Consider the following 20,052-nt stretch of genomic DNA (forward strand, 5'->3'; position numbering starts at 1 on the left):
CTCAGGAGCCGCTCGGCGCGCTCACCCTACTCCCGCCGGCGCCTCGTCCCGGGGCTGCTCGTCGGCGTGGGCGATGTGGGACAGCTGGCCCCACAGCAGCACCAGGAAGACCGCGGAGCCGCCGAACGCGAACCAGAACGGCGCGGTCACGCCGTACGCCTGGGCCAGCGCCCCGCCCAGCAGGCCCCCGAGGACCAGCCCGCCGAAGCACCCCACGAGGTTCACGCTCGACACCCGGCCCTGCAGCCGGGTGGGCACCGCCCGCTGCTGCACCGTGATCGAGGTGGTGCCCCAGATGAACGCGTGCGCCCCGAAGACGAAGAAGATCGCCAGCGCCACGGCCGGGTCCGTGGTCAGCGCCAGCCCGAGGTGGGTCAGGGTCTCGACCACCAGCCCGATGCGCATCAGGTCACCGAGACTGACGTGCCGGGTGATCCAGCCGTACGCCGCGGTGCCGATCAGTCCGCCGACCGCCCCCACCGTCGTGATCAGCCCGAAGCCCACCGCGTGCAGCCCGAGCCGCTCGGTCGCGTAGAGCACCAGCACCGACCAGGCGGCGCCGAAGGTGAGGTTGAAGATCATCAGCGTGAGCACCAGGGTGCGCACCGCGGCGTGGTGCGCCACCCACCGGAAGCCCTCGACCACCTCGTGCAGCACCCGGCTGCTCGCTCCGTGCTCGCGGCCGTGCTCCGGCAGCCGGACCCGGGCGATCGTGGCGACCGCCGCCAGGACCAGGACGCCCTGGGCGACGAAGGGCAGGGTGCTGCCGGCGGCGAAGAGCGCCGCACCCAGCGGGGGGCCGGCCAGCTGGTTGACGGTGATGAACCCGGTCTGGATGCGGGCGTTGCCCACCGCCAGGTCGTCACGGTGGACCAGCATCGGGAGCAACGTGCCCGAGGCGTTGTCCGCGAAGGTCTCGGCCGTGCCGAGCAGGAACAGGGCGGCCAGCACCACGGCGATGGAGACGGTCCCGGTGAGGATGCTGGCGACCAGCAGCCCCAGGACCACGACGCGGACCACGTCGACCGCGATCACCAGCGCGCGCCGGTCGACCCGGTCGGTCACCACCCCGGCCGGGAGGGCGAAGAGCAGCTTGGGCAGCCACTGCAGGGTCGCGGCCAGGGCGATCAGGAAGGGCGAGTCGGTCTGCTGGGCCACCAGCAGCGGCCCGGCCGCGATGGCCAGCCCGTCGCCGAGGTTGCCGACCCACACCGACGACAGCAGCCACCGGAAGTCGGTGCCGAGCCGTGCCGGCGCGACCACCTCGACCGTCCGCGCACCCGCGCGCCGCACCACCGACCTGCTCACGAGGTCGAGACGCTAGCCCTCACGACGCCGTGACGCCTCCGAGTTTCCGGGTCGTGGTGCCTGTGACGGTGCCTGTGACGGTGAGGGCGGGGGTGGTGAGCCCCCTGGACCGACCCACTCCCGCGCCGAGCCGGCGTATTGATACGCCGGCTCGGCGGGATGGGGGTCCGCTCAGGCGGGGACGAGCCGGCGTCGCAGCCGACCGACGACGAGCACCATCACCATGGCCGCACCGACCAGCACCAGCGGCGTCGCGCTGGAGCCCAGGCGCTGCGGCACGGCCACCGAGGAGGCCAGCTGCACCGAGGAGCCCGCCCCGGGGCCGGTGACGTCGACCGCGTAGACGTCCAGCCCGCGCAGCAGGTCGATGGCGTAGACGATGTTGGTGCGCCGCTTGGTCTGCTCGCCGTCCTTGTAGACCGGCACCCACATGGCGTCCCAGACCTCCGAGGCACCCCACACCGCACTGGCGTGGGAGGTGATCTCGCGGGGGTCGCTGACGTCGAGGATCTGCGTGCCGCCGCCGTAGAAGCCCACCGCGACCAGGCCGCCGGGGCGGTAGTCGAACCAGTGGCTGGAGCAGAACGCGCCGACCGGCAGCGGGTAGGTGCCGAGGTCGGCGAGCTCGACCTTGTCCAGCGGGACGATGCTGCCCGGCTTGCCGTTCAGCCGCTTGACCCACCAGGTCTGGAAGGAGCCGGCCAGGGCGCAGTCGGTCTGCTCGTAGTCCTCCTCGGTGACCAGGAGGACGTTCCCGCGCTTCAGCGACGGCTTGCGGTTCGGCTTGAACCGCTCGGCGTGCGGGCGGAAGGAGTTGTGGAGGATGAAGTCGTTCCAGCCCTCGAAGGCCGGGTCGTCCCCGGCGCCGGCCGCACCGGTGGTGGCCAGCAGGCGCGGGCGCCCCGGCTTCTTCGTCGACCACATCGACGCACCCTCGTACCCGGTGTGGGTGCCGACGCCGGCGGCGTCGAAGTTCCACTTGTGCCCGCCGGTGGGCGAGGTGAACGGCTGGAGCCCGTCGGCCGCACGGTCGCCGTCGACCTCCTTCGGGGCGTCGAGGTCGCGCAGGTCAAAGACCGAGAAGGAGCCGCGGCCACCCGCGGAGTAGGCGTAGCGGCACTGGACGCCGTCCACGCAGGCCACGGTGTGGGTGCTGGTGAGGCCCGGGGCGCGGGCGGTGATGGTGGGGTCGGTCGGGTCGGTGACGTCGACGACGATCAGCTCCCCGCCGCCCACGTTGACGTGCTGGGGGTCGGTGGGGGCGGCGGCGACCAGGTCGACGCCGATGAGCGCGAAGCGGCGTACGCCGTCGCGGGTGCGCCGCTCGCCGCAGGTCATCGCCTCGTTCTCGAACAGTGCCTGCGGCAGCACGCCGGTCAGCGTGGGGCTCAGCGGGTCACTCACGTCGTAGACCCGCACCGAGTCCACGCCCGAGGTGACGAAGACCGGCGCCGTGTGCATGAAGCACCCGGAGATGGCGACCTGGGAGGGGTTCTCGCCGACCTGCTCGATGTTCTCGGACATGATCAGCCCGGCGCTGGCCGAGCCCGCCCCGGCGAGCCGGGCGATGCGGTCCTTGCCCCCGTGCGCGGAGGCCGGAGCGGCGAGCGCCACGCCGGCCACGGGAGCCAGCAGGGCCGTCGACGCGAGGGCCGCGAGGACCCGGCGGGTCGTCGAGGGGCGGCGAGGGTCAGCGGTGGTGCGCAGGAGTCTCACGCACCGACCAACGAGGAGAGGCCCCCGCGGTCACGCGGGGTGCTCGCGGTCAGGCGGGCTGCATCTCCTGGCGCGGCTCGAGAGGCGCGATCAGGTCGGCGGCCTGGGCGGCCACCAGCCGGTCGTTCTCGGCGGCGAGCCTCGAGACGAGGGCCTCGAGCTCGCTGACGCGGTTGCGCAGTCGCGCGTTGTCCGCGGCGAGACGGGGGTCCCGCAGGTCGCTGTTCAGGTAGCCGATCAGCGCCTTGGCCATGGGGAAGACCTTCCGGAGGATGGTGGGAGGGGTGTCGGCCCGGGATCCGGGCCGTCTATCAGAATCGCACTGGACACGCGTCCGGTCAAACCCGCGCAGCGGGGCGCTGGACCGGTGTGCTAGGTGTCGGCAGGAGTGGGCTGGCTGGTCCGGGCGGAGGTCGGCCCTACGAGCGGCGCCGGGTGGCGCGCGGGACCGGCTGGCAGCCGGGGCAGAAGTACGACGAGCGGTTCATGAAGGCCACGCGCCGCACCGCCCTCCCGCACCGGTCGCAGGGCTCGCCCTCCCGGCCGTAGGCGTGCAGCGAGCGGTCGAAGTAGCCCGACTCCCCGTTGACGTTGACGTAGAGGGCGTCGAAGGACGTGCCCCCCTGGGCCAGCGCGTCGGTCATGACGTCGCGGGCGTGGCCGAGCAGCTCGACCACCTGGGCGCGGGTGAGCCGGTCGCCGGGACGCTCACCGTGGATCCGGGCCCGCCACAGCGCCTCGTCGGCGTAGATGTTGCCCACGCCCGAGACCAGGGTCTGGTCGAGCAGCTGGCGCTTGATGCCCGAGCCGCGACGGCGCACCCGCGCCACCACGTCGTCGAGGTCGAAGAGCGGGTCGAGGGGGTCGCGGCCGATGTGGGCGATCTCCGGCGGCAGCACCGCTCCACCGGTGGAGACCAGCAGACCGCCGAACATCCGCTGGTCCACGAAGTGCAGGTGCCGGCCCTGCGCCGCCCCCTCCAGGCGCAGCCGGACCCGCAGGTGCTTCTCGGGCTCGGCGTCGGCGGGCTGGACGAGCATCTGGCCGCTCATGCCGAGGTGGCACAGCAGAGCGTCACCGTCGTCCAGGGGCAGCCAGAGGTACTTCCCGCGGCGACGGGCCCCGGTGATCCGTCGGCCGGCCAGGGCGAGCGCGAAGCCCTGCGGACCGCGCGGGTCCCGGCGTACGGGCCGCTCGTGCAGGACGTCGACGGCGACCACGCGGGCGCCGACGACGTGGCGCTCGAGGCCGGCGCGGACGACCTCGACCTCGGGGAGCTCGGGCACCGAGGGCTCAGCCGGAGTGGCCGGCGTGACCGGAGGAGGCGTCGGTGGCTGCGTCGGAGGCGGCGTCGGAGGCTGCGTGGGCCGCCGCGACGGTGCCCCGCTGCGCGACGATCTCGCCGTAGGCGGTCTCGGCGGCGGCCTGCTCGGCCTCCTTCTTCGACCGGCCGGTGCCGTTGCCGTAGAGCTGCTCACCGACGCGCACCTTGGCGGTGAACGTCTTCATGTGGTCGGGGCCGGAGTCCTCGATGACGTACTCCGGGACGCCGAGGCCGTGCTCGGCGGAGAGCTCCTGCAGGGAGGTCTTCCAGTCCAGGCCCGCTCCCATGGCCGAGGCGGCCTCGATGAGCGGGTCGAAGAGTCGGTGGACCACCTCGGCGGAGGTCTCGAAACCTCCACCGGAGAGGTGCACCGCCCCGATGACCGCCTCCACGGTGTCGGAGAGGATGGAGGCCTTGTTGCGCCCGCCCGTGGCCTCCTCGCCCCGACCGAGCTTGATGTGCTGGCCGAGCCCGATGGTGCGACCCACCTCGGCCAGGGCGCGCGCGTTGACCACGGCCGCCCGCAGCTTGGCCAGCCGGCCCTCGGAGAGGTCCGGGTGGGTGCGGTAGAGCGTCTCGGTCACGACGACGCCGAGCACCGAGTCACCCAGGAACTCCAGGCGCTCGTTGGTCGGCAGACCGCCGTTCTCGTAGGCGTAGGAACGGTGCGTGAGGGCGCGCTCCAGCAGCTCGGGGTCCAGGACGGGGTCCCCGAGCGCGGAGCGCAGCCCGCTGTAGTCGTCGATGGTGCCGGTCAGGGCAGCGGGGGTGCTCAGAGGACCTGACGACGGTCGGACCGGGCGCCGTACTGGCCGCACTCGCCGCACGCACGGTGCGGGAGGTGCTTGGCACCGCACGCGGGGTTCGCGCAGGTCACCAGGGTCGGGGCGCTGGTCTTCCAGGCCGAACGACGGTGCCGGGTGTTGCTGCGCGACATCTTCCGCTTCGGGACAGCCACTGTTCTCTCCTTGTACCGGGGCCGGGTATCCGGCCCACCTCTGCTGGTCGGGCTCTGCTGCAGGGCCTGCGGGGCTGCGGGTCCTGCGGGTGGGTCTAGTGCTGGTCGGGGTCCTGCTGGAGGTCTGCCAGTCCGGCCCACCGGGGGTCGATCGGCGCCTCGTGCGAGTGGTCCGGGTCCTCGGCCAGCCGCGCCCCGCACTCGGGGCACAGACCGGGGCAGTCCGGCTCGCACATGGGCTGGAACGGCAGCTCCAGCACCACCGCGTCCCTCAGCTGCGGCTCCAGGTCGACCAGGTCGTCCTGCAGCCTGCTGACATCGTCGTCCTCGTCGTGGGAGGTCTGGTGCTCGGTGTAGACGTACAGCTCCTGGAACCGCGCCTCGACGTCGTCGTGGATCGGCTCCAGGCACCGCGCGCACTCGCCCTCGAGCGCGGCTCGCGCCGTGCCCGTGACCAGGACTCCCTCCATGACCGCCTCGAGTCGCAGGTCCAGCTCGACCGGCGAGCCCTCGGCGACACGGAGGACGTCGATACCCAGATCCGCTGGGGCCGGCACCGTCAGTGACACCTCACGCTGGGACCCCGGGCGGCGGCCGAGCTCGCGGGTGTCGAGCACGAGCGGCGCTCTCGGGTCCAGGCTGGTCAGATGATCACTTCCGGGTCCGGGCACAACAGATCGCGTAGAAGCGTAACGGTCGTGCGGGTGGGCGACAAAACGACGTCGGGGCAGGTCAGCGCTGGAGCAGGCTCCTGCGTGGTCAGCCCCGGGCGGCGTTCTTCGCGGCGTTCTCGGCGATCCTCTCAGCCAGACGCTCGTGGACGAAGTCGGGGACCAGGGTGGAGACGTCGCCGCCGTACGTCGCGACCTCCTTGACCAGGCTGCTGGCCAGGAAGGACCACTCCGGGCTGGTGGGCACGAAGACGGTCTCGACGTCGGTGAGCGAGGCGTTCATCTGCGCCATCTGCAGCTCGTAGTCGAAGTCGCTGACCGCGCGCAGTCCCTTCACGATCGCCTGGATGTCGTGCTCGACGCAGAAGTCGGTCAACAGCCCGGTGAAGCCCTCGACCCGGACGTTCTCCCACGGCGCGCAGGCGCGGCGCAGCATGTCCATGCGCTCGTCGGAGGAGAACAGCCGGCTGCTGGACTTGGACTTGTTGACACCGACGGCGACGACCACCTCGTCGAAGAGGGAGGCGGCACGCCCCACGATGTCGAGGTGACCGTTGGTGACCGGGTCGAAGGACCCCGGGCAGACGGCTCGGCGCACGCGCTACTCCTCCGGCTGGATCGGCGGGCCGGGCCACTCGGCCGACCACAGGGTCGTCTCACCGTACTTGCGGCGGCGCTGGGCGGTGAAGCCGACCGGCCACGACGGCTCGGGGCTGCGGCGCCCACGCTCGACCACGACCAGCGCGTCGCCCGCCAGCCAGCCGTGCTCCACCAGGGCCTCGAGGTCGGCGTCGACCTCCTCGGCGGGCAGCGGGTACGGCGGGTCGGCCAGCACCAGGTCGTAGGGCCGGTCCGGGGCCGATGCCAGGACCGTGCCGACCGCCGCGGCCACCACCCGGGCACCGGGCAGGCCCAGGGTGCGGGCGTTGGCGGTGATGACCGCGGCGGTACGCCGGTCCCTCTCGACCAGCAGCGCGTGGTCGGCGCCGCGGCTGCACGCCTCGAGCCCGAGCGCCCCCGAGCCGGCGTACAGGTCCAGGACGCGCAGGCCTGACAGGGTGCCGCACCACGACTCCACGGCCGAGAACAGCGCCTCGCGGACCCGGTCGCTGGTGGGGCGGGTCGCCTCACCCCTCGGTGTCTCGAGTCGTCGCCCTCCCGCACTGCCACCGATGATCCGGGTCATGGCCCCACACCCTAGGGGCGCGGACGAGGCACGTCCGGCTCAGGAGCGGGTGGCGAACTCCGCGCGCACCGACTCCTCGAGGTCGAGCACCAGGTCGCGGACCAACGGCAGCGACGCGAGGTCGGGGTCCTCGTCGAGGACGCGGGAGGCGACCTCCCGGGCGTGCAGGATGGTCTTCTCGTCGCGCAGGACCCGGAGGTTCTGCAAGCTGGAACGGAACCCGGACTGCGACGCTCCGAGCACGTCGCCCTCACGACGCTGCTCGAGGTCGACACGGCTGAGCTCGAAGCCGTCCGTGGTCGCGGCGACCGCGTCGAGGCGGTCGCGGGCGGGGCTGCCGGTCTCGGCGTGGCTGACGAGCAGGCACAGCCCGGGCAGCCCTCCACGGCCGACCCGGCCACGCAGCTGGTGGAGCTGGGAGACGCCGAAGCGGTCGGCGTCGAGCAGCACCATCGTGGTGGCGTTGGCGACGTCGACCCCGACCTCGATCACGGTGGTGGAGACCAGCACGTCGATCTCGCCGGCGGCGAAGGCCCGCATCGTGCGGTCCTTCTCCTCGGCCGGCAGCCGGCCGTGGAGCAACCCCACGCGCAGCCCGGCGAGCGGCCCCTCGGCCAGCTCGGCGGCCACCTCCTCGACAGCGGCGAGCGGACGCTGGGGCCGCGACTCCCCCTCCACGGGCGGCGCGTCCCCCTCCCCCTGCTCGGTGACGTCGCCGGAGATGCGGGGGCAGACCACGTAGACCTGGTGACCCTTCTCGACCTCCTCGCGGGCCCGCTGCCAGACGCGCTCGACCCAGTGCGGCGCGTCGACCAGCGGCACGACGGTCGTCTGGATCGGTGCCCGGCCGGCGGGCAGCTCGGCGAGGACGGAGGTCTCGAGGTCGCCGAAGACGGTCATCGCGACGGTGCGCGGGATCGGGGTCGCGGTCATGACCAGCACGTGCGGTGGCGCACCGGCCTTGTCGGTCAGCGCCGCGCGCTGCTCGACCCCGAATCGGTGCTGCTCGTCGACGACCACGAGGCCGAGGTCGGCGAACTGGACGACGTCCTCCAGCAGCGCGTGGGTGCCGACGACCAGCCCGGCCTCGCCGGAGGCGAGCCGCAGCAGCGGTGCGGTGCGCTGGGTCTTGGTCATGGAGCCGGTCAGCAGCTCGAGGGCGGTCGCCTCGGGGTGGCCACCGAGCATCCCTCCGGCGGCGAGGTCACCGAGCATCGCGGTGAGCGAGCGGTGGTGCTGCTGGGCCAGCACCTCGGTGGGGGCCAGCAGGGCGGCCTGTCCCCCGGAGTCCACGACCCGCAGCATCGCCCGGAGCGCGACCAACGTCTTGCCCGAGCCGACCTCACCCTGGAGGAGACGGTTCATCGGGTGCGGGCGCGCCAGGTCGCCCTCGATCTCGGCGCCGACCTGCCGTTGCCCGTCGGTGAGCTCGAAGGGCAGTCGCTCGTCGAAGGCGGCCAGCAGCCCGCCGCCACCGGTGCGCGGTCGCGCGCCCTGTGCCTGCAGCGCGCGCCGTCGCCGCGCGAGCACCAGCTGGGTGGTCAGCGCCTCCTCGAAGCGGAAGCGCTGCTGGGCCCGGGTGACCTGGCCGTGGTCCTCGGGGCGGTGCACCCACTCCAGCGCCTGCCGCACGTCGAGCAGGCCCTCGCGCTCGCGCAACGGGGCAGGCAGCAGCTCGGGCAGGTCCTCGACCACGGAGAGCGCGAAGGAGATGGCACGCTGCAGGTCCCACGACTCCACACCGGCCGAGAGCGGGTAGATCGGGTAGAGGTCGCCCAGGGTCTCCAGCGAGAGCTGGGCGGCGTCCTCGCCGGGCGTGCCCATCAGCACCATCTGCGGGTTGGTGAGCTGCCAGGTGTCGCGGAAGCGCCCGACCTTGCCCTGGAAGATCCCGCGACGGCCGGGCGCGAGCCGGCGCTCGTGCCAGGCAGCGATGTGCTCGGCCTTGGCGAAGAAGGTCATCGTCAGGGGCGGGCCGTCGGTCTCCAGGACCGCCTCGACCCGGAAGGCGCGGCGCTGGGTGCGGCGGTCGGTGTAGGTGTGCCGACGACTGCCGCGGATGCGCCCCACCACGACCAGCATCTCCCCCTCGTGCAGGCTGCCGACCTCCGAGAGCTCACCGGTCTTGACGTACTTGCGCGGGAAGTGGCGCAGCAGGTCGCCGACGGTGCGCAGCCCGAGGCCGTCGACCACGGCGTCGACCATCTTCTTCTTGGCATCGCCCAGCACGGTCTGCACCGGCGAGTCCACGGTAATCACGGTCGCTTCTCCTGCTCTGGCTGGCTCGTCGGGCTGGTGGCGGTCGGCTACTCGACGGCGAGCAGCAGCGGGTAGCGCTCCTGACCGCCCTCGTAGACCACCACGTCCACGTGCGGGCGGTGCTCCTCCACCCAGGCGGCGAGGCGCTGGGCCATGGCGCCGTCGACGTCCTCGGCGCCGGAGACGACGGTCACCAGCTCACCACCGCCGCCGAGCAGGCGCTCGGCCACTTGGGCCGCGACGGCGTCGAGGTCGTCGCCCACGACGGCGAAGTCGCCCTCGACCACCCCGAGGACGTCGCCCGGCTCGCACGGACCCGCCATCGTCATGGCGGTCCGCGCGGCGATCGTGACCGCACCGTGCCGCGCGTGCCGAGCGGTCGCGGTCATCTCCACCACGTCGGCGTCGAAGGCGCGCCCCGGCTCGTGCACGGCCAGTGCCGCCAGGCCCTGGACCTGGGCCGAGGTCGGGACCACCACGACCCGGACGCCGAGGTCCTGCTGGGCCGTGTGGGCCGCGACCTGGGCGACCCGCATCGAGTCGGGGTCGTTCGGCAGCACCACGACCTCCTGCGCGCCGCACCCCGTGATCGCCTCGAGGAGCTCCCCGGTGGAGGGTCGGCGGCCGGGGCCGCCCTCGACGACGACGGCGCCCGCCTCGGTGAACAGCGCGGCCAACCCCGGCCCGGCGGCGACGGTGACGACCGCGCGGCCGGAGCGGGGAGCCGTCGCCGCACGTTGCTCGGCGACCTGCTCGGCGAAGTGGGTGACCCGGATGCGGTGGGGCCGGCCGGCCTCGATGCCGGCCTCGATGGCCGCACCGACGTCGTCGACGTGCACGTGGACGTTCCACAGCGGCTCGTCCCCCACCACCACGAGGCTGTCGCCGAGCCCGGCCAGCCTCTCGCGCAGGGGCGGGACGCGCTCGGCGGGCGCGTCGAGGAGGTACATCACCTCGTACGAGGGACCGTCCTCGCTCAGGTCGCCGCCGGAGGCACCGGCACCCCCGACGTCGGCGGCAGCGCGGGGCGGGAGCACCGGCACCGGGATCTGGTGGCTGCCCAGACCGGTGCGCACCGACGGGGGCACCCGACCGGTCAGGGCGGTCTCGGCGGCGTCGAGGACGACGCTGAACCCGCGTCCACCGGCGTCGACCACACCGGCGTCGGCGAGCACCTGGAGCTGCTGGGGCGTGGCGGCCAGCGCCTCGCGGGCGGCCGCTGCCGCCGCGGTCAGCACGTCGCGGGTGCGGGCCGCCGGGTCGACCGCGACCTCACCGGCGGCCTCGGCCGCGGCACGGGCCACGGTGAGCATGGTGCCCTCCACCGGCGTGCCCACGGCGGCGTACGCCGCATCGGCGGCCAGCCGCATGCCGTCGGCCATGACGGCGGCGGCGCGGTCCTCGGGCCCGGCCTCGGCCAGGCGACGGGCCAGGGCGCGCAGCATCTCGCTGAGGATCACCCCGGAGTTGCCGCGCGCTCCGAGCAGCGCCCCGCGGCCCAGCGCCGCCAGGCCCGGACCGACGCCGCACTCCGCCGGCCCACCCGCTTCGGCGACCGCCGTCTCCACGGCGTCCCTCGCGGCGGCGATCGTGAGGTACATGTTGGTGCCGGTGTCGCCGTCCGGGACGGGATAGACGTTGAGCGCGTCGATCTCCTCACGGGCGGCCTCCAGGGCTCGGGCCGCGACCTCGGTGAAGCGCAGGACTCCCTCGAGGCTCACCCCCCGGGGCAGCACCTCGACGCCGTCGGGCATCGTGGGGGTCGGCTGGTCGTGTCGCGGGTCGGGCACGGCCCCGAGAGTAGTGGGCCGCCCCGACGTCGATTCGGTGATCGAGGGGTGTGGCGATACTCTTGTGCGGTTGCCCGGCCGGCTGCGTCACTGCGCTGCGGCTGCTCGGGCCCTCTCGACTCGTTCCAACACATCGATCCTCAGGAGTTCACGGTGGCTGCCGTCTGCGACATCTGCGCCAAGAAGCCTGGCTTCGGCAACAACCGGCCGTGGTCGCGCAAGATCACGAAGCGCCGCTTCGACCCCAACATCCAGCGCGTGCGTGCCGTGGTCAACGGCACCCCGAAGCGGATGAACGTCTGCACCGGTTGCCTCAAGGCCGGCAAGGTCTCGCGCTGACGCGAGCCGCGCCACCGGTCTGAGGACGACCCCAGACCAACGGAGCATGCAGGGAAGGCCGTCACCTGGAGGGGTGGCGGTCTTCTTCTTTGCCTGCGGCCGGCCGCGGGTCGCTCGACCACCGGTCGACGGGTCAGCCGGCGCGTCCCCGTCAGAACGCCGTCCACCCCGTGGGGCCGTCGTACGGCGCGCCGTCGACGGTGACACCCTCGCCCTGCGACACCGCGCCGATGACCGTCCACCCCGCGGGCACGCTCCCAGCGTCGGGGAACGTCGCCAGCAGGGCGTGGTCGTCCCCTCCCCCCAGGACGTAGCGCAGCGGGTCGGACCCGGTCGCGGCGGCCACCGCGTGCAGCGGCTCGGGGACCTCCAGGGTCTCGGTGCGCACGTCGATGCGCACGCCGGAGGCCCGGGCCAGGTGCCCGGCCTCGGACAGCAGGCCGTCGGAGACGTCGATCATCGCGGTGGCACCGGCCGCGGCGGCCTCCGGCCCCGCGTCGTACGGCGGAGCGGGCCGTCGGTAGGCCTCGACCAGCACCCGGGGCGAGCGGAAGCCGCGGCCCAGGACCGCGAGCCCCCCGGCGGCCCAGCCCTGGCGACCGGCGAGGGCCAGGACGTCGCCGGCCTCGGCCCCGCCCCGCAGCACCGGCGCGACCGTGCACGCGCCCAGGACCGTGACGGAGACGACCAGCTGGTCGCCGCGCGTGACGTCTCCCCCGACCACGCTGGCGCCGACCGCGCGGCACTCCTCGGCGAAGCCCTCGGCGAACTCCGTGGCCCACGCCACCGGCAGGTCGGCAGGCACCGCCATGCCGATGGTCAGGCTGTGCGCCCGGCCGCCCATGGCGTTGATGTCGGAGAGGTTCTGCGCGGCGGCCCGGTGACCCACGTCGCGGGCCGGCACCCAGTCACGCCGGAAGTGGCGTCCCTCGACCAGCATGTCGGTGGAGACCACCACGTGGCCGGTGCGGATCCGCAGCACCGCGGCGTCGTCGCCGGGGCCCACGAGCACCTGCTCCCCCTGCTCGAAGCTGGCGGTGAGGGCGTCGATGAGCTCGAACTCGCCGAGCTGCTCGACGGTCGGGTCCTCGGGGCGGGGCTGGGGTGCGTCCGACATGGGCCCATCCCACCACCCGGGGTGCGGTCCGGGGACACCGGCCGCTGTCGTGCCGGGCCGCGGTTGCGGGTAGGTTGCTGACCGACACATCCGGGTGACGTGTCCGCGGCAGCGTCGCCGCGCAACCGACCCAGAGGGAGACAACGATGGTCGTCCAGGCCTACATCCTGATCCAGACCGATGTCGGCAAGGCCGCCGAGGTCGCCGCCGCCATCGCCCAGGTCAAGGGCGTGACCCTCGCCGAGGACGTCACCGGCCCCTACGACGTCATCGTGCGCGCCGAGGCCCGCAACGTCGACGAGCTGGGCAAGCTGGTCGTCTCGAAGGTGCAGAACCTCGACGGCATCACCCGCACGCTCACGTGCCCCGTCGTCCACATCTGAGCAGCCCCCTCCTGGGCGCTCCACGCGTCCGACGCCCCGGCTCCCTGCGGAGCCGGGGCGTCGTCGCGTGCACGGTCGCCCTGCTGCTCGCGGGCTGCTCGGGGCCGGCGGTGGAGCCGGTCGACGCCGAGCCTCTCGGAGCGCAGGAGCGGGCCGCGTGCGCGGCGTTCCTGGACGACCTGCCGTCGACCGCGGCCGACGCGCTGGTGACCTGCGGGGCGCCGGAGCCGGCCACGCTCGAGGCCACCTCGGAGTGCGACGAGGTGCGCGGCGTCGGGTGGTTCATCGACCCCGACGAGCTGGCCGACCCCGACTCACCCGTCACCGCGACTGCCATCGGCGTCCGCCCCCGCGTGGCCGTGGTCTTCGCCCCCGAGGAGCGGGGCCAGCGCTCGCTGGAGGTGTTGTCCGCGCTCGCCGACCCGGTGACCGAGCACCTCGAGCGCGTCAGCCGCTGTCGCTGAGCGTCGGGGCCCTGTGGGACCCTGCTGCCATGAGCACCACCCACGAGGAGCTGCCCGGTCCGGTCGCCGTCATCGCCGGCGGGCTCAGCCACGAGCGCGACGTCTCCCTGGCCAGCGGTCGCAACCTGGTGCGCGAGCTGCGCCAGCTCGGCGTCGAGGCCGAGGCCTACGACTTCGACCGCAACCTGCTCACCCGCCTGGAGCAGGACAAGGTCGTGGCCGCGGTGCCGGCCCTGCACGGGCAGTTCGGCGAGGACGGCGAGATCCAGACGCTGCTCGAACTCATCGGCCTGCCGTTCGTCGGCTCGGGCAGCCGTGCCTGCCGCGTGGCTTGGGACAAGGCGACCGCCCGGGAGCTGCTGCGCCGCGAGGGCATCGCGGTCCCCCAGAGCGTGGGCCTGTCCGCGCAGACCTTCCGCGACATCGGCGCCAACGCCCTGATGGAGCACGTCATGCACCGCCTCGGTGAGCGGGTCGTGGTCAAGCCGACCCGCTGCGGCAGCGCCCTGGGCGTCACCGGGGTCGACGGCATGGGCGCCCTGCCCTCGGCCCTCGTGCGCTCCTACGCCTACTGCGAGGACGCCCTCATCGAGCGCTTCCACGACGGGGTGGACGTCAGCGTCGTCTGCGTCGAGGACGCCGACGGCGTGCGGGCGCTGACCCCGGTGGCGGTCTACTACGAGAAGGGGCACGAGTTCGACTTCTCCGCGCGCTACACCGCCGAGTTCGTCTCCCTGGAGAAGCCCGCCTTCCCCGAGGAGGTCCTCGAGGAGCTGAGCCGGACCGCCTGCGAGGCGCACCGGGTGCTCGGGCTGTCCGACCTCTCACGCTCGGACTTCATCGTCTCCCCCGACGGCTCGTTCGTCGTGCTGGAGACCGCCATCACCCCCGGCGCCACCGAGACCTCGGTGATGCCCTTCGCCTGCACCCTGTCGGGCACCTCGCTGGGCCAGGTCACCCTCGACCTGGTGCGGGGCGTCCTGGGCTGAGCCCTACCGCAGCCCCGTCGGGCGCTCCAGCGCGAGCTGGATCAGCTCGTCGACCAGCTCGGTGTAGGGCAGCCCGCTGGCCTCCCACATCTTGGAGTACATCGAGATCGGGGTGAACCCGGGCATGGTGTTGATCTCGTTGAGCAGCACCTCGCCGTCCGGGGTGACGAAGCAGTCCACCCTCGACAGGCCCTCGGCCCCGATCGCCTCGAAGGCCTCGACGGCCAGCTCGCGCACCCGCTCGGCGACCGCCTCGGGCAGGTCGGCGGGGGCGTCGGTGCGGGCGTGGGTGGCCGAGAGGTACTTGGACTCGAAGTCGTAGAAGCCGGCCTGGTCGTGGTCGACCACGATCTCCCCGGGCACCGACGCACGCGGCGCCGCACCGGCGCGGCCGCCCAGCACCGCGCACTCGATCTCGCGTCCCTCGACGCCCTGCTCGACGAGCACCTTGGGGTCGTGGACCCGCGCCTCCTCGATCGCCTCGGACAGGCCGGTGAGGTCGTCGACCCGGGTGACGCCCAGGGAGGAGCCGGCCCGCGCCGGCTTCACGAAGACCGGGAAGCGGAGCCGGGCCTGGACCCGGTCGACCACGGCCGACGGGCTCTCCTCCCACTCGCGCGGCTTGACGACGACGTACGGGGCGACGGGCAGGCCGTGACCGGCGAAGACGAGCTTCATGTAGGCCTTGTCCATGCCGACCGCCGAGGCGAGCACCCCGGCGCCGACGTAGGGCAGGCCGGCGAGCTCGAGCAGCCCCTGGATCGTGCCGTCCTCGCCGTACGGGCCGTGCAGCAGCGGGAAGACGACGTCCACCGGGCCGGCCTCGGCCAGCCCGGCGATCTCACGCCCCACCTCGGGGGTGACCTCGGGCAGGGCACCCGCGGTGAGCTCGAAGCGCGCGGCGTCCACCGACGGCAGCACCCACTCGCCGTCCCTGGTGATGCCGACCGGGAGCACGTCGTACTTCTCGCGGTCGATGGCCTTCATCACCCCGGCCGCGGTCGCCGCCGAGATCGAGTGCTCGCCGGAGCGGCCGCCGAAGACGAGGGCCACGCGCACCTTGCGGGAGGGGCTGTCGGTCATGGGCCGGACGCTACTGGAGGGTCGCGGCCACCTCGTCGAGGCGCGCGCCACGGGAGGCCTTGAGGAGAACCGCGTCACCTTCGCGCACGTGCTCGGCCAGCCAGGCGATGGCCGCGGCGTTGTCGGGAAGCAGGTGGGAGGCCCCGCCCGCGCCCTCGTGGATGCCGCGGGCGGCCTCGCCGACGACGACCACGTGGTCGACGCCGAGCCCGGCCGCGTAGGCGCCGACCCCACGATGCTCCTCGTCGTGGGTCTCCCCCAGCTCCTTCATCTCGCCGAGCACCGCGATCGTGCGCCGCACGTCGGCGTCGGCACCGATCGCGGCGAGCGCGTCGAGGGCCGCGCGGACGGAGTCGGGGTTGGCGTTGTAGGAGTCGTTGAGGACGATCACGCCGCCGTCGAGCTCACGAAGCTCCATCCGCCACTGCGACAGCGTCTCGACCTCCGACAGGGCCGTGGCGACCTCGGCGAGGGGGACGCCGCAGGCCAGTGCGACCGCGGCCGCGGCCGCGGCGTTGAGGGCCTGGTGCGCCCCGACGAGCCGCAGCGACACCTCCGCCTGCTCCTCGCCCCTCACCAGCCGGAAGGACGGTCGGCCCAACCGGTCCAGCGTGAGCCCCTTCACGCGCACGTCGGCGGCCGGCACGTCACCGAAGGAGACCACCCGACCCACGGTGCGGGAGGCCATCGCCGAGACCCGCTCGTCGCCGGCGTTGAGGACGGCGGTGCCGGCCTCGGTCAGCGCCTCGACCAGCTCGCCCTTGGCCTGCGCGATCGCGTCACGGGAGCCGAACTCGCCCAGGTGGGCCTGCCCGACGTTGAGCACCACCGACACGTCGGGGCGCACCAGCCCCGTGAGCTCGGCGATGTGACCGATCCCGCGGGCACCCATCTCGAGCACCAGGAACCGGGTCGAGGGCTCCACGCGCAGCGCGGTCAGCGGCATGCCCAGCTCGTTGTTGAACGACCCCCGGGTCGCGACCGTGGCCGCCGACCGGCCCAGCACCGCCGCCAGCAGGTCCTTGGTCGAGGTCTTGCCCTGGGAGCCCGTCAGCGCCACGACGGTCAGGTCGCCCTCCTCGCGGACCCGGCTGACGACGTACGACGCGAGGCGCTGGAGGGCGGCGCGCACGTCCGGCACGACGACCGTCGGCAGCTCGGTGGGCCGGGAGCCGAGCACGGCGACGGCACCGGCCGCCGCGGCCTGGTGGACGTGGTCGTGGCCGTCGACGCGCTCGCCGACGAAGGCGGCGAACAGGCTGCCGGGTGCGGCCTCGCGCCCGTCGATGACGACCGGGCCGTCCACGACGGGCGCGGTGTCGGCGGTCGTGCCGGCGAGCTCCCCGTCCACGATGTCGGCGACCAGGGCCAGGCTGAGGGCGATCACCCGGCCGACCCTAGTGTGTGCGCATGGCCGACGACTCCCTGCCCGACGCCCCCACGACCGACCTGCGCCCGTCCACGGTCGCGGTGACCTCGGGGCGCCCGCCGCACGAGGTGGACCAGCCGCTGAACACCCCGATCACGATGGCCTCGACCTACGTGGCCGGCGGCGATCGGGAGTACGGCCGCTACGGCAACCCCACCTGGCAGGCCTTCGAAGAGGTGCTCGGCGAGCTCGAGGGCGGACGGGCGCTGGCGTTCTCCTCCGGCCTGGCAGCGGTCTCCGTCGTGCTGGACCTCGTGGGACAGGGCGCGCTGGTGCTCGCGCCTGACGCCGCCTACCAGGGCAGCCTGTCGCAGATCGCCGACCTCGAGATGCGCGGGCGGCTGCGCTCGAAGCTGATCGACATCGCCGACACCGACGCGGTCGTCGCGGCCTGCGACGAGGACGTGGCACTGGTGTGGATCGAGTCGCCCACCAACCCCAACCTCGACGTCGCCGACATCGAGCGGATCTGCGCGGCGGCCCACGAAGCGGGGGCGTACGTCGTCGTCGACAACACCTTCGCCACCCCGCTCCTGCAGCGTCCGCTCGACCTCGGGGCGGACCTGGTCGTCCACTCGGCGACCAAGTACCTCGCCGGTCACTCCGACGCGCTGCTGGGCGCGTTGGTCACCCGCGACGACGAGCTGTTCACCGTGCTCAAGCAGCGCCGTGACCTGCTGGGGGCCGTGCCCGGAACCCTCGAGGCCTGGCTCGCGGTCCGCGGCATGCGCACCCTGCACCTGCGCGTCGAGCGCGCCCAGGCCAACGCCACCGAGCTGGCCCGCCGCCTCGGAGAGCACTCCGCGGTCGAGCGGGTCCGCTACCCCGGTTTCGGTGCGATCGTCAGCGTCGAGCTGGCGGCCGGCGCGCTCGCCGCCGACCTGCTGCCGCGCAAGACCAGGCTGTGGGTGCACGCCACCAGCCTCGGCGGGGTCGAGTCCACCCTCGAGAGGCGCCGCCGCTGGAAGTCGGAGCCCACCACGGTCTCCGACGCCCTGGTCCGTCTCTCCGTGGGCGTCGAGGACGTCGAGGACCTCTGGGAGGACCTCTCCCGAGCCCTGGACGGCCTCACGGACTGACCCCCCACCGCCGAGCCGGCGTATCAATACGCCGGTTCGACCCATCCGGCCCGCCGAGCCGGCGCATCAATACGCCGGTTCGGCGCTCAGGCGGTCTCGGGCTTGGTGTCGCGGGCGAGGACGGCGTCCATCATCCCCTGGGCGGTGAGGCGGCCGGCGACGACGTCGTCGACGTACGTCGCGATGGGCGCGTCGACACCGGACTGCTCGGCCAGTGCGCGCAGCGACGAGCAGGACTTCGCGCCCTCGGCCACCTGACGGGTGCTGGCGTAGATCTCCTCGGTGGTCATGCCCTGCCCGAGCTTCTCGCCGAACGTGCGGTTGCGCGAGAGCGGCGAGGAGCAGGTGGCGACCAGGTCACCCAGCCCCGCGAGACCCATCAGCGTCAGCGGGTTGGCGCCCAGCTTCATCGCCAGCCGCGCCGTCTCCGCCAGCCCGCGGGTGATGATCGAGGCGGTGGTGTTGTCGCCGAAGCCGAGCCCCACGGCCATGCCGACCGCGAGACCGACGACGTTCTTGTAGGCGCCACCGAGCTCGCAGCCCAGGACATCGACCGAGGTGTAGGGACGGAAGGCGGGGCTGTGCACCCGCTGCTGCAGGCGGGTGGCGACGTCCTCGTCGGCACAGGCGACCACCGCGGCCGCGGGCTCGCGCCGGGCGATCTCCTTGGCCAGGTTGGGTCCGCTGATCACGGCGATGCGCTCCGCCCCGGCCCCGGTCTCCTGGGCGATGACCTCGCTCATCCGGTTCAGCGTCGAGAGCTCGACACCCTTCATCAGCGAGACCATCACGGCGTCGGGGTGCACGTGCGGCGCCCAGGTGCGCAGGTTCTCCCGGAAGGACTGCGACGGGGTCGCCCAGACCACGAGGTCGGCACCGTCCAGCGCTGCCTCGACGTCGTGGGTGGAGCGCACGCTCGGCGGCAGCTCGACACCGGGCAGGTAGTCGGCGTTCTCGCGCCGCTCGTTGATGGCCGTGGCCACCTCGTCGCGGCGCGCCCAGATGGTGACGTCGTTGCCGGCGTCGGCCAGCACGATGGAGAACGCGGTGCCCCACGACCCCGCTCCGAACACCGCGACCTTGCCGAACTCACTCATGCCGACTTCCTGTCCTCGTCCTTGCGATCCGACTTCTTGCCATCCGATTTCTTGCGATCCGACGTGTGGCGATCTTTGTAGGGGTCCCCCGACACTCGCATGTCGTAGCGCTCGGCGGGCGCATCCTCGCCGCGGATCTCCTCCACCTGCGCGGTGATCGCGGCCAGGATCCGGTCGGCCGCCTCCCTGACCACCTCGGGGGTCAGCTCCTTCTCGCGCAGGTCGTCCAGGTCGACGGGCTCGCCGACCGACATCGTGACCCGCTTGCGCGGGACCAGGTGGGGCCGCTTGGAGTACGGCGGCAGCAGCTGCTGCGCGCCCCACTGCCCCACGGGGAGGACCGGGGCCCCGGTCTCCAGACCGATCCGTGCCGCCCCGGACTTGCCGGTCATCGGCCACATGTCGGGGTCGCGGGTGATGGTGCCCTCGGGGTAGACCACGACGCACTCACCGCGACGGACGGCCTCCACGGCGGCGGCGTACGCGACGGCGCCCCTGCCCTCCCGCTCGACGGGGATCTGCCCGGCTGCGGTGAGGAAGCGACGCAGGAAGGAGTTCTTGAACAGGCCGGCCTTGGCGAGGTATCGCGGCAGCCGACCGTGGTCGTAGACGATGTGCGCGGCCGTGAGCGGGTCGAGGTGTGAGATGTGGTTCATCGCCAGGACGCAGCCACCGCTGGCCGGGATCCGCTCGCCGTGTCGCCAGTCGTGGGTCGTCGTCGCCAGGAGCAGGGGCTTGATGATGCCGACGCCGAGGGAGAAGGCCCACCCTCGTCGTTGCTGCAGGTTCCGCACTGTCACCCGCGCAGGTTACTCGGGAGGTGACCGACGCCACGACAGGCCGGGGTCGCGTGCCGAACA

At 73.3% G+C, this 20,052-nt stretch carries 21 protein-coding genes; 5 read left to right on the plus strand and 16 right to left on the minus strand.

Annotation, left to right across the window (positions count from 1 at the left end):
• Positions 1-21: 21 nt before the first annotated feature.
• The 11 genes from BKA05_RS11515 to BKA05_RS11565 form a co-directional block, all read right to left on the minus strand.
• Positions 22-1,308 carry an MFS transporter gene (locus BKA05_RS11515; protein ID WP_343045634.1) on the minus strand — a complete coding sequence of 429 codons (1,287 nt, stop codon included), beginning with the start codon at positions 1,306-1,308 and terminating at the stop codon, positions 22-24.
• 171 nt (positions 1,309-1,479) lie between these two features.
• On the minus strand, positions 1,480-3,024 hold the full coding sequence (locus BKA05_RS11520; RefSeq protein WP_179531558.1) for an LVIVD repeat-containing protein: 1,545 nt from the start codon (positions 3,022-3,024) through the stop codon (positions 1,480-1,482).
• A gap of 49 nt (positions 3,025-3,073) precedes the next feature.
• Positions 3,074-3,277, minus strand: a complete 204-nt coding sequence (locus tag BKA05_RS11525; protein WP_179531559.1) for a hypothetical protein — start codon at positions 3,275-3,277, stop codon at positions 3,074-3,076.
• A gap of 166 nt (positions 3,278-3,443) precedes the next feature.
• Complete coding sequence (gene mutM, locus BKA05_RS11530; protein ID WP_179531560.1) at positions 3,444-4,310, minus strand: bifunctional DNA-formamidopyrimidine glycosylase/DNA-(apurinic or apyrimidinic site) lyase; 867 nt, start codon at positions 4,308-4,310, stop codon at positions 3,444-3,446.
• A gap of 7 nt (positions 4,311-4,317) precedes the next feature.
• Positions 4,318-5,166: a ribonuclease III gene (gene rnc, locus BKA05_RS11535; protein WP_179531561.1), complete on the minus strand. Its 849-nt coding sequence runs from the start codon at positions 5,164-5,166 to the stop codon at positions 4,318-4,320.
• Positions 5,121-5,306, minus strand: a complete 186-nt coding sequence (rpmF, locus tag BKA05_RS11540) for a 50S ribosomal protein L32 (RefSeq protein ID WP_179531562.1) — start codon at positions 5,304-5,306, stop codon at positions 5,121-5,123. Before rpmF ends, rnc begins: the two co-directional genes overlap by 46 nt.
• 95 nt (positions 5,307-5,401) lie before the next feature.
• Positions 5,402-5,923, minus strand: coding sequence for a YceD family protein (locus BKA05_RS11545; RefSeq protein WP_343045635.1), 522 nt, complete (start codon positions 5,921-5,923; stop codon positions 5,402-5,404).
• A gap of 142 nt (positions 5,924-6,065) precedes the next feature.
• On the minus strand, positions 6,066-6,575 hold the full coding sequence (gene coaD / locus BKA05_RS11550) for a pantetheine-phosphate adenylyltransferase (RefSeq protein WP_179531563.1): 510 nt from the start codon (positions 6,573-6,575) through the stop codon (positions 6,066-6,068).
• Positions 6,576-6,578: 3 nt separating this feature from the next.
• A complete protein-coding gene (gene rsmD, locus BKA05_RS11555; protein ID WP_179531564.1) occupies positions 6,579-7,163 on the minus strand; it encodes a 16S rRNA (guanine(966)-N(2))-methyltransferase RsmD in 585 nt (194 codons plus the stop codon).
• A 39-nt stretch (positions 7,164-7,202) separates the two neighbouring features.
• Positions 7,203-9,422: an ATP-dependent DNA helicase RecG gene (locus tag BKA05_RS11560; RefSeq protein ID WP_343045636.1), complete on the minus strand. Its 2,220-nt coding sequence runs from the start codon at positions 9,420-9,422 to the stop codon at positions 7,203-7,205.
• A 47-nt stretch (positions 9,423-9,469) separates the two neighbouring features.
• The gene (locus tag BKA05_RS11565; protein WP_343045637.1) at positions 9,470-11,212 is read right to left on the minus strand and encodes a DAK2 domain-containing protein; all 1,743 of its coding nucleotides are present in this window, start codon (positions 11,210-11,212) and stop codon (positions 9,470-9,472) included.
• 153 nt (positions 11,213-11,365) lie between these two features.
• On the opposite strand from BKA05_RS11565, the gene rpmB reads away from it, so the two are divergent.
• Complete coding sequence (rpmB, locus tag BKA05_RS11570) at positions 11,366-11,551, plus strand: 50S ribosomal protein L28 (protein WP_179531565.1); 186 nt, start codon at positions 11,366-11,368, stop codon at positions 11,549-11,551.
• Between the two features lie 151 nt (positions 11,552-11,702).
• Here the strand turns inward: rpmB and BKA05_RS11575 are convergent, their stop codons facing one another.
• A complete protein-coding gene (locus tag BKA05_RS11575) occupies positions 11,703-12,668 on the minus strand; it encodes a thiamine-phosphate kinase (protein ID WP_179531566.1) in 966 nt (321 codons plus the stop codon).
• A gap of 146 nt (positions 12,669-12,814) precedes the next feature.
• On the opposite strand from BKA05_RS11575, the gene BKA05_RS11580 reads away from it, so the two are divergent.
• The 3 genes from BKA05_RS11580 (at position 12,815) to BKA05_RS11590 (ending at position 14,504) form a co-directional block, all read left to right on the plus strand.
• A complete protein-coding gene (locus BKA05_RS11580) occupies positions 12,815-13,051 on the plus strand; it encodes an Lrp/AsnC ligand binding domain-containing protein (protein WP_028636164.1) in 237 nt (78 codons plus the stop codon).
• A gap of 110 nt (positions 13,052-13,161) precedes the next feature.
• A complete protein-coding gene (locus BKA05_RS11585; RefSeq protein ID WP_179531567.1) occupies positions 13,162-13,515 on the plus strand; it encodes a DUF3515 family protein in 354 nt (117 codons plus the stop codon).
• A 29-nt stretch (positions 13,516-13,544) separates the two neighbouring features.
• On the plus strand, positions 13,545-14,504 hold the full coding sequence (locus BKA05_RS11590) for a D-alanine--D-alanine ligase family protein (RefSeq protein WP_246289794.1): 960 nt from the start codon (positions 13,545-13,547) through the stop codon (positions 14,502-14,504).
• 3 nt (positions 14,505-14,507) lie between these two features.
• Here BKA05_RS11590 and BKA05_RS11595 read toward each other — a convergent pair whose 3' ends face one another.
• Complete coding sequence (locus BKA05_RS11595; RefSeq protein WP_179531568.1) at positions 14,508-15,587, minus strand: D-alanine--D-alanine ligase family protein; 1,080 nt, start codon at positions 15,585-15,587, stop codon at positions 14,508-14,510.
• Between the two features lie 10 nt (positions 15,588-15,597).
• Positions 15,598-16,974 (minus strand): UDP-N-acetylmuramoyl-tripeptide--D-alanyl-D-alanine ligase, encoded by a 1,377-nt coding sequence (locus BKA05_RS11600; protein WP_179531569.1) that lies wholly within the window; start codon positions 16,972-16,974, stop codon positions 15,598-15,600.
• Positions 16,975-16,997: 23 nt separating this feature from the next.
• Between BKA05_RS11600 and BKA05_RS11605 the strand changes: the two genes are divergently transcribed.
• Positions 16,998-18,095, plus strand: a complete 1,098-nt coding sequence (locus BKA05_RS11605; protein ID WP_179531570.1) for a trans-sulfuration enzyme family protein — start codon at positions 16,998-17,000, stop codon at positions 18,093-18,095.
• Positions 18,096-18,181: 86 nt separating this feature from the next.
• On the opposite strand, the gene BKA05_RS11610 is transcribed toward BKA05_RS11605, so the two are convergent.
• Both BKA05_RS11610 and BKA05_RS11615 read right to left on the minus strand, forming a co-directional pair.
• The gene (locus tag BKA05_RS11610) at positions 18,182-19,192 is read right to left on the minus strand and encodes an NAD(P)H-dependent glycerol-3-phosphate dehydrogenase (protein WP_179531571.1); all 1,011 of its coding nucleotides are present in this window, start codon (positions 19,190-19,192) and stop codon (positions 18,182-18,184) included.
• Positions 19,189-19,992: a 1-acyl-sn-glycerol-3-phosphate acyltransferase gene (locus tag BKA05_RS11615; RefSeq protein WP_179531572.1), complete on the minus strand. Its 804-nt coding sequence runs from the start codon at positions 19,990-19,992 to the stop codon at positions 19,189-19,191. Before BKA05_RS11615 ends, BKA05_RS11610 begins: the two co-directional genes overlap by 4 nt.
• Positions 19,993-20,052 lie beyond the last annotated feature (60 nt).

The sequence above is a fragment of the Nocardioides marinus genome (assembly GCF_013408145.1).
In the GTDB taxonomy this organism is placed as follows: domain Bacteria; phylum Actinomycetota; class Actinomycetes; order Propionibacteriales; family Nocardioidaceae; genus Nocardioides; species Nocardioides marinus.

Coding starts and splice junctions, on each gene's coding strand:
- BKA05_RS11525 (WP_179531559.1), bottom strand. CDS start 3,277: ATGGCCAAGGCGCTGATCGGCTACCTGAACAGCGACCTGCGGGACCCC.
- rsmD (WP_179531564.1), bottom strand. CDS start 7,163: ATGACCCGGATCATCGGTGGCAGTGCGGGAGGGCGACGACTCGAGACA.
- BKA05_RS11575 (WP_179531566.1), bottom strand. CDS start 12,668: ATGTCGGACGCACCCCAGCCCCGCCCCGAGGACCCGACCGTCGAGCAG.
- BKA05_RS11580 (WP_028636164.1), top strand. CDS start 12,815: ATGGTCGTCCAGGCCTACATCCTGATCCAGACCGATGTCGGCAAGGCC.
- BKA05_RS11590 (WP_246289794.1), top strand. CDS start 13,545: ATGAGCACCACCCACGAGGAGCTGCCCGGTCCGGTCGCCGTCATCGCC.
- BKA05_RS11595 (WP_179531568.1), bottom strand. CDS start 15,587: ATGACCGACAGCCCCTCCCGCAAGGTGCGCGTGGCCCTCGTCTTCGGC.
- BKA05_RS11605 (WP_179531570.1), top strand. CDS start 16,998: ATGGCCGACGACTCCCTGCCCGACGCCCCCACGACCGACCTGCGCCCG.
- BKA05_RS11610 (WP_179531571.1), bottom strand. CDS start 19,192: ATGAGTGAGTTCGGCAAGGTCGCGGTGTTCGGAGCGGGGTCGTGGGGC.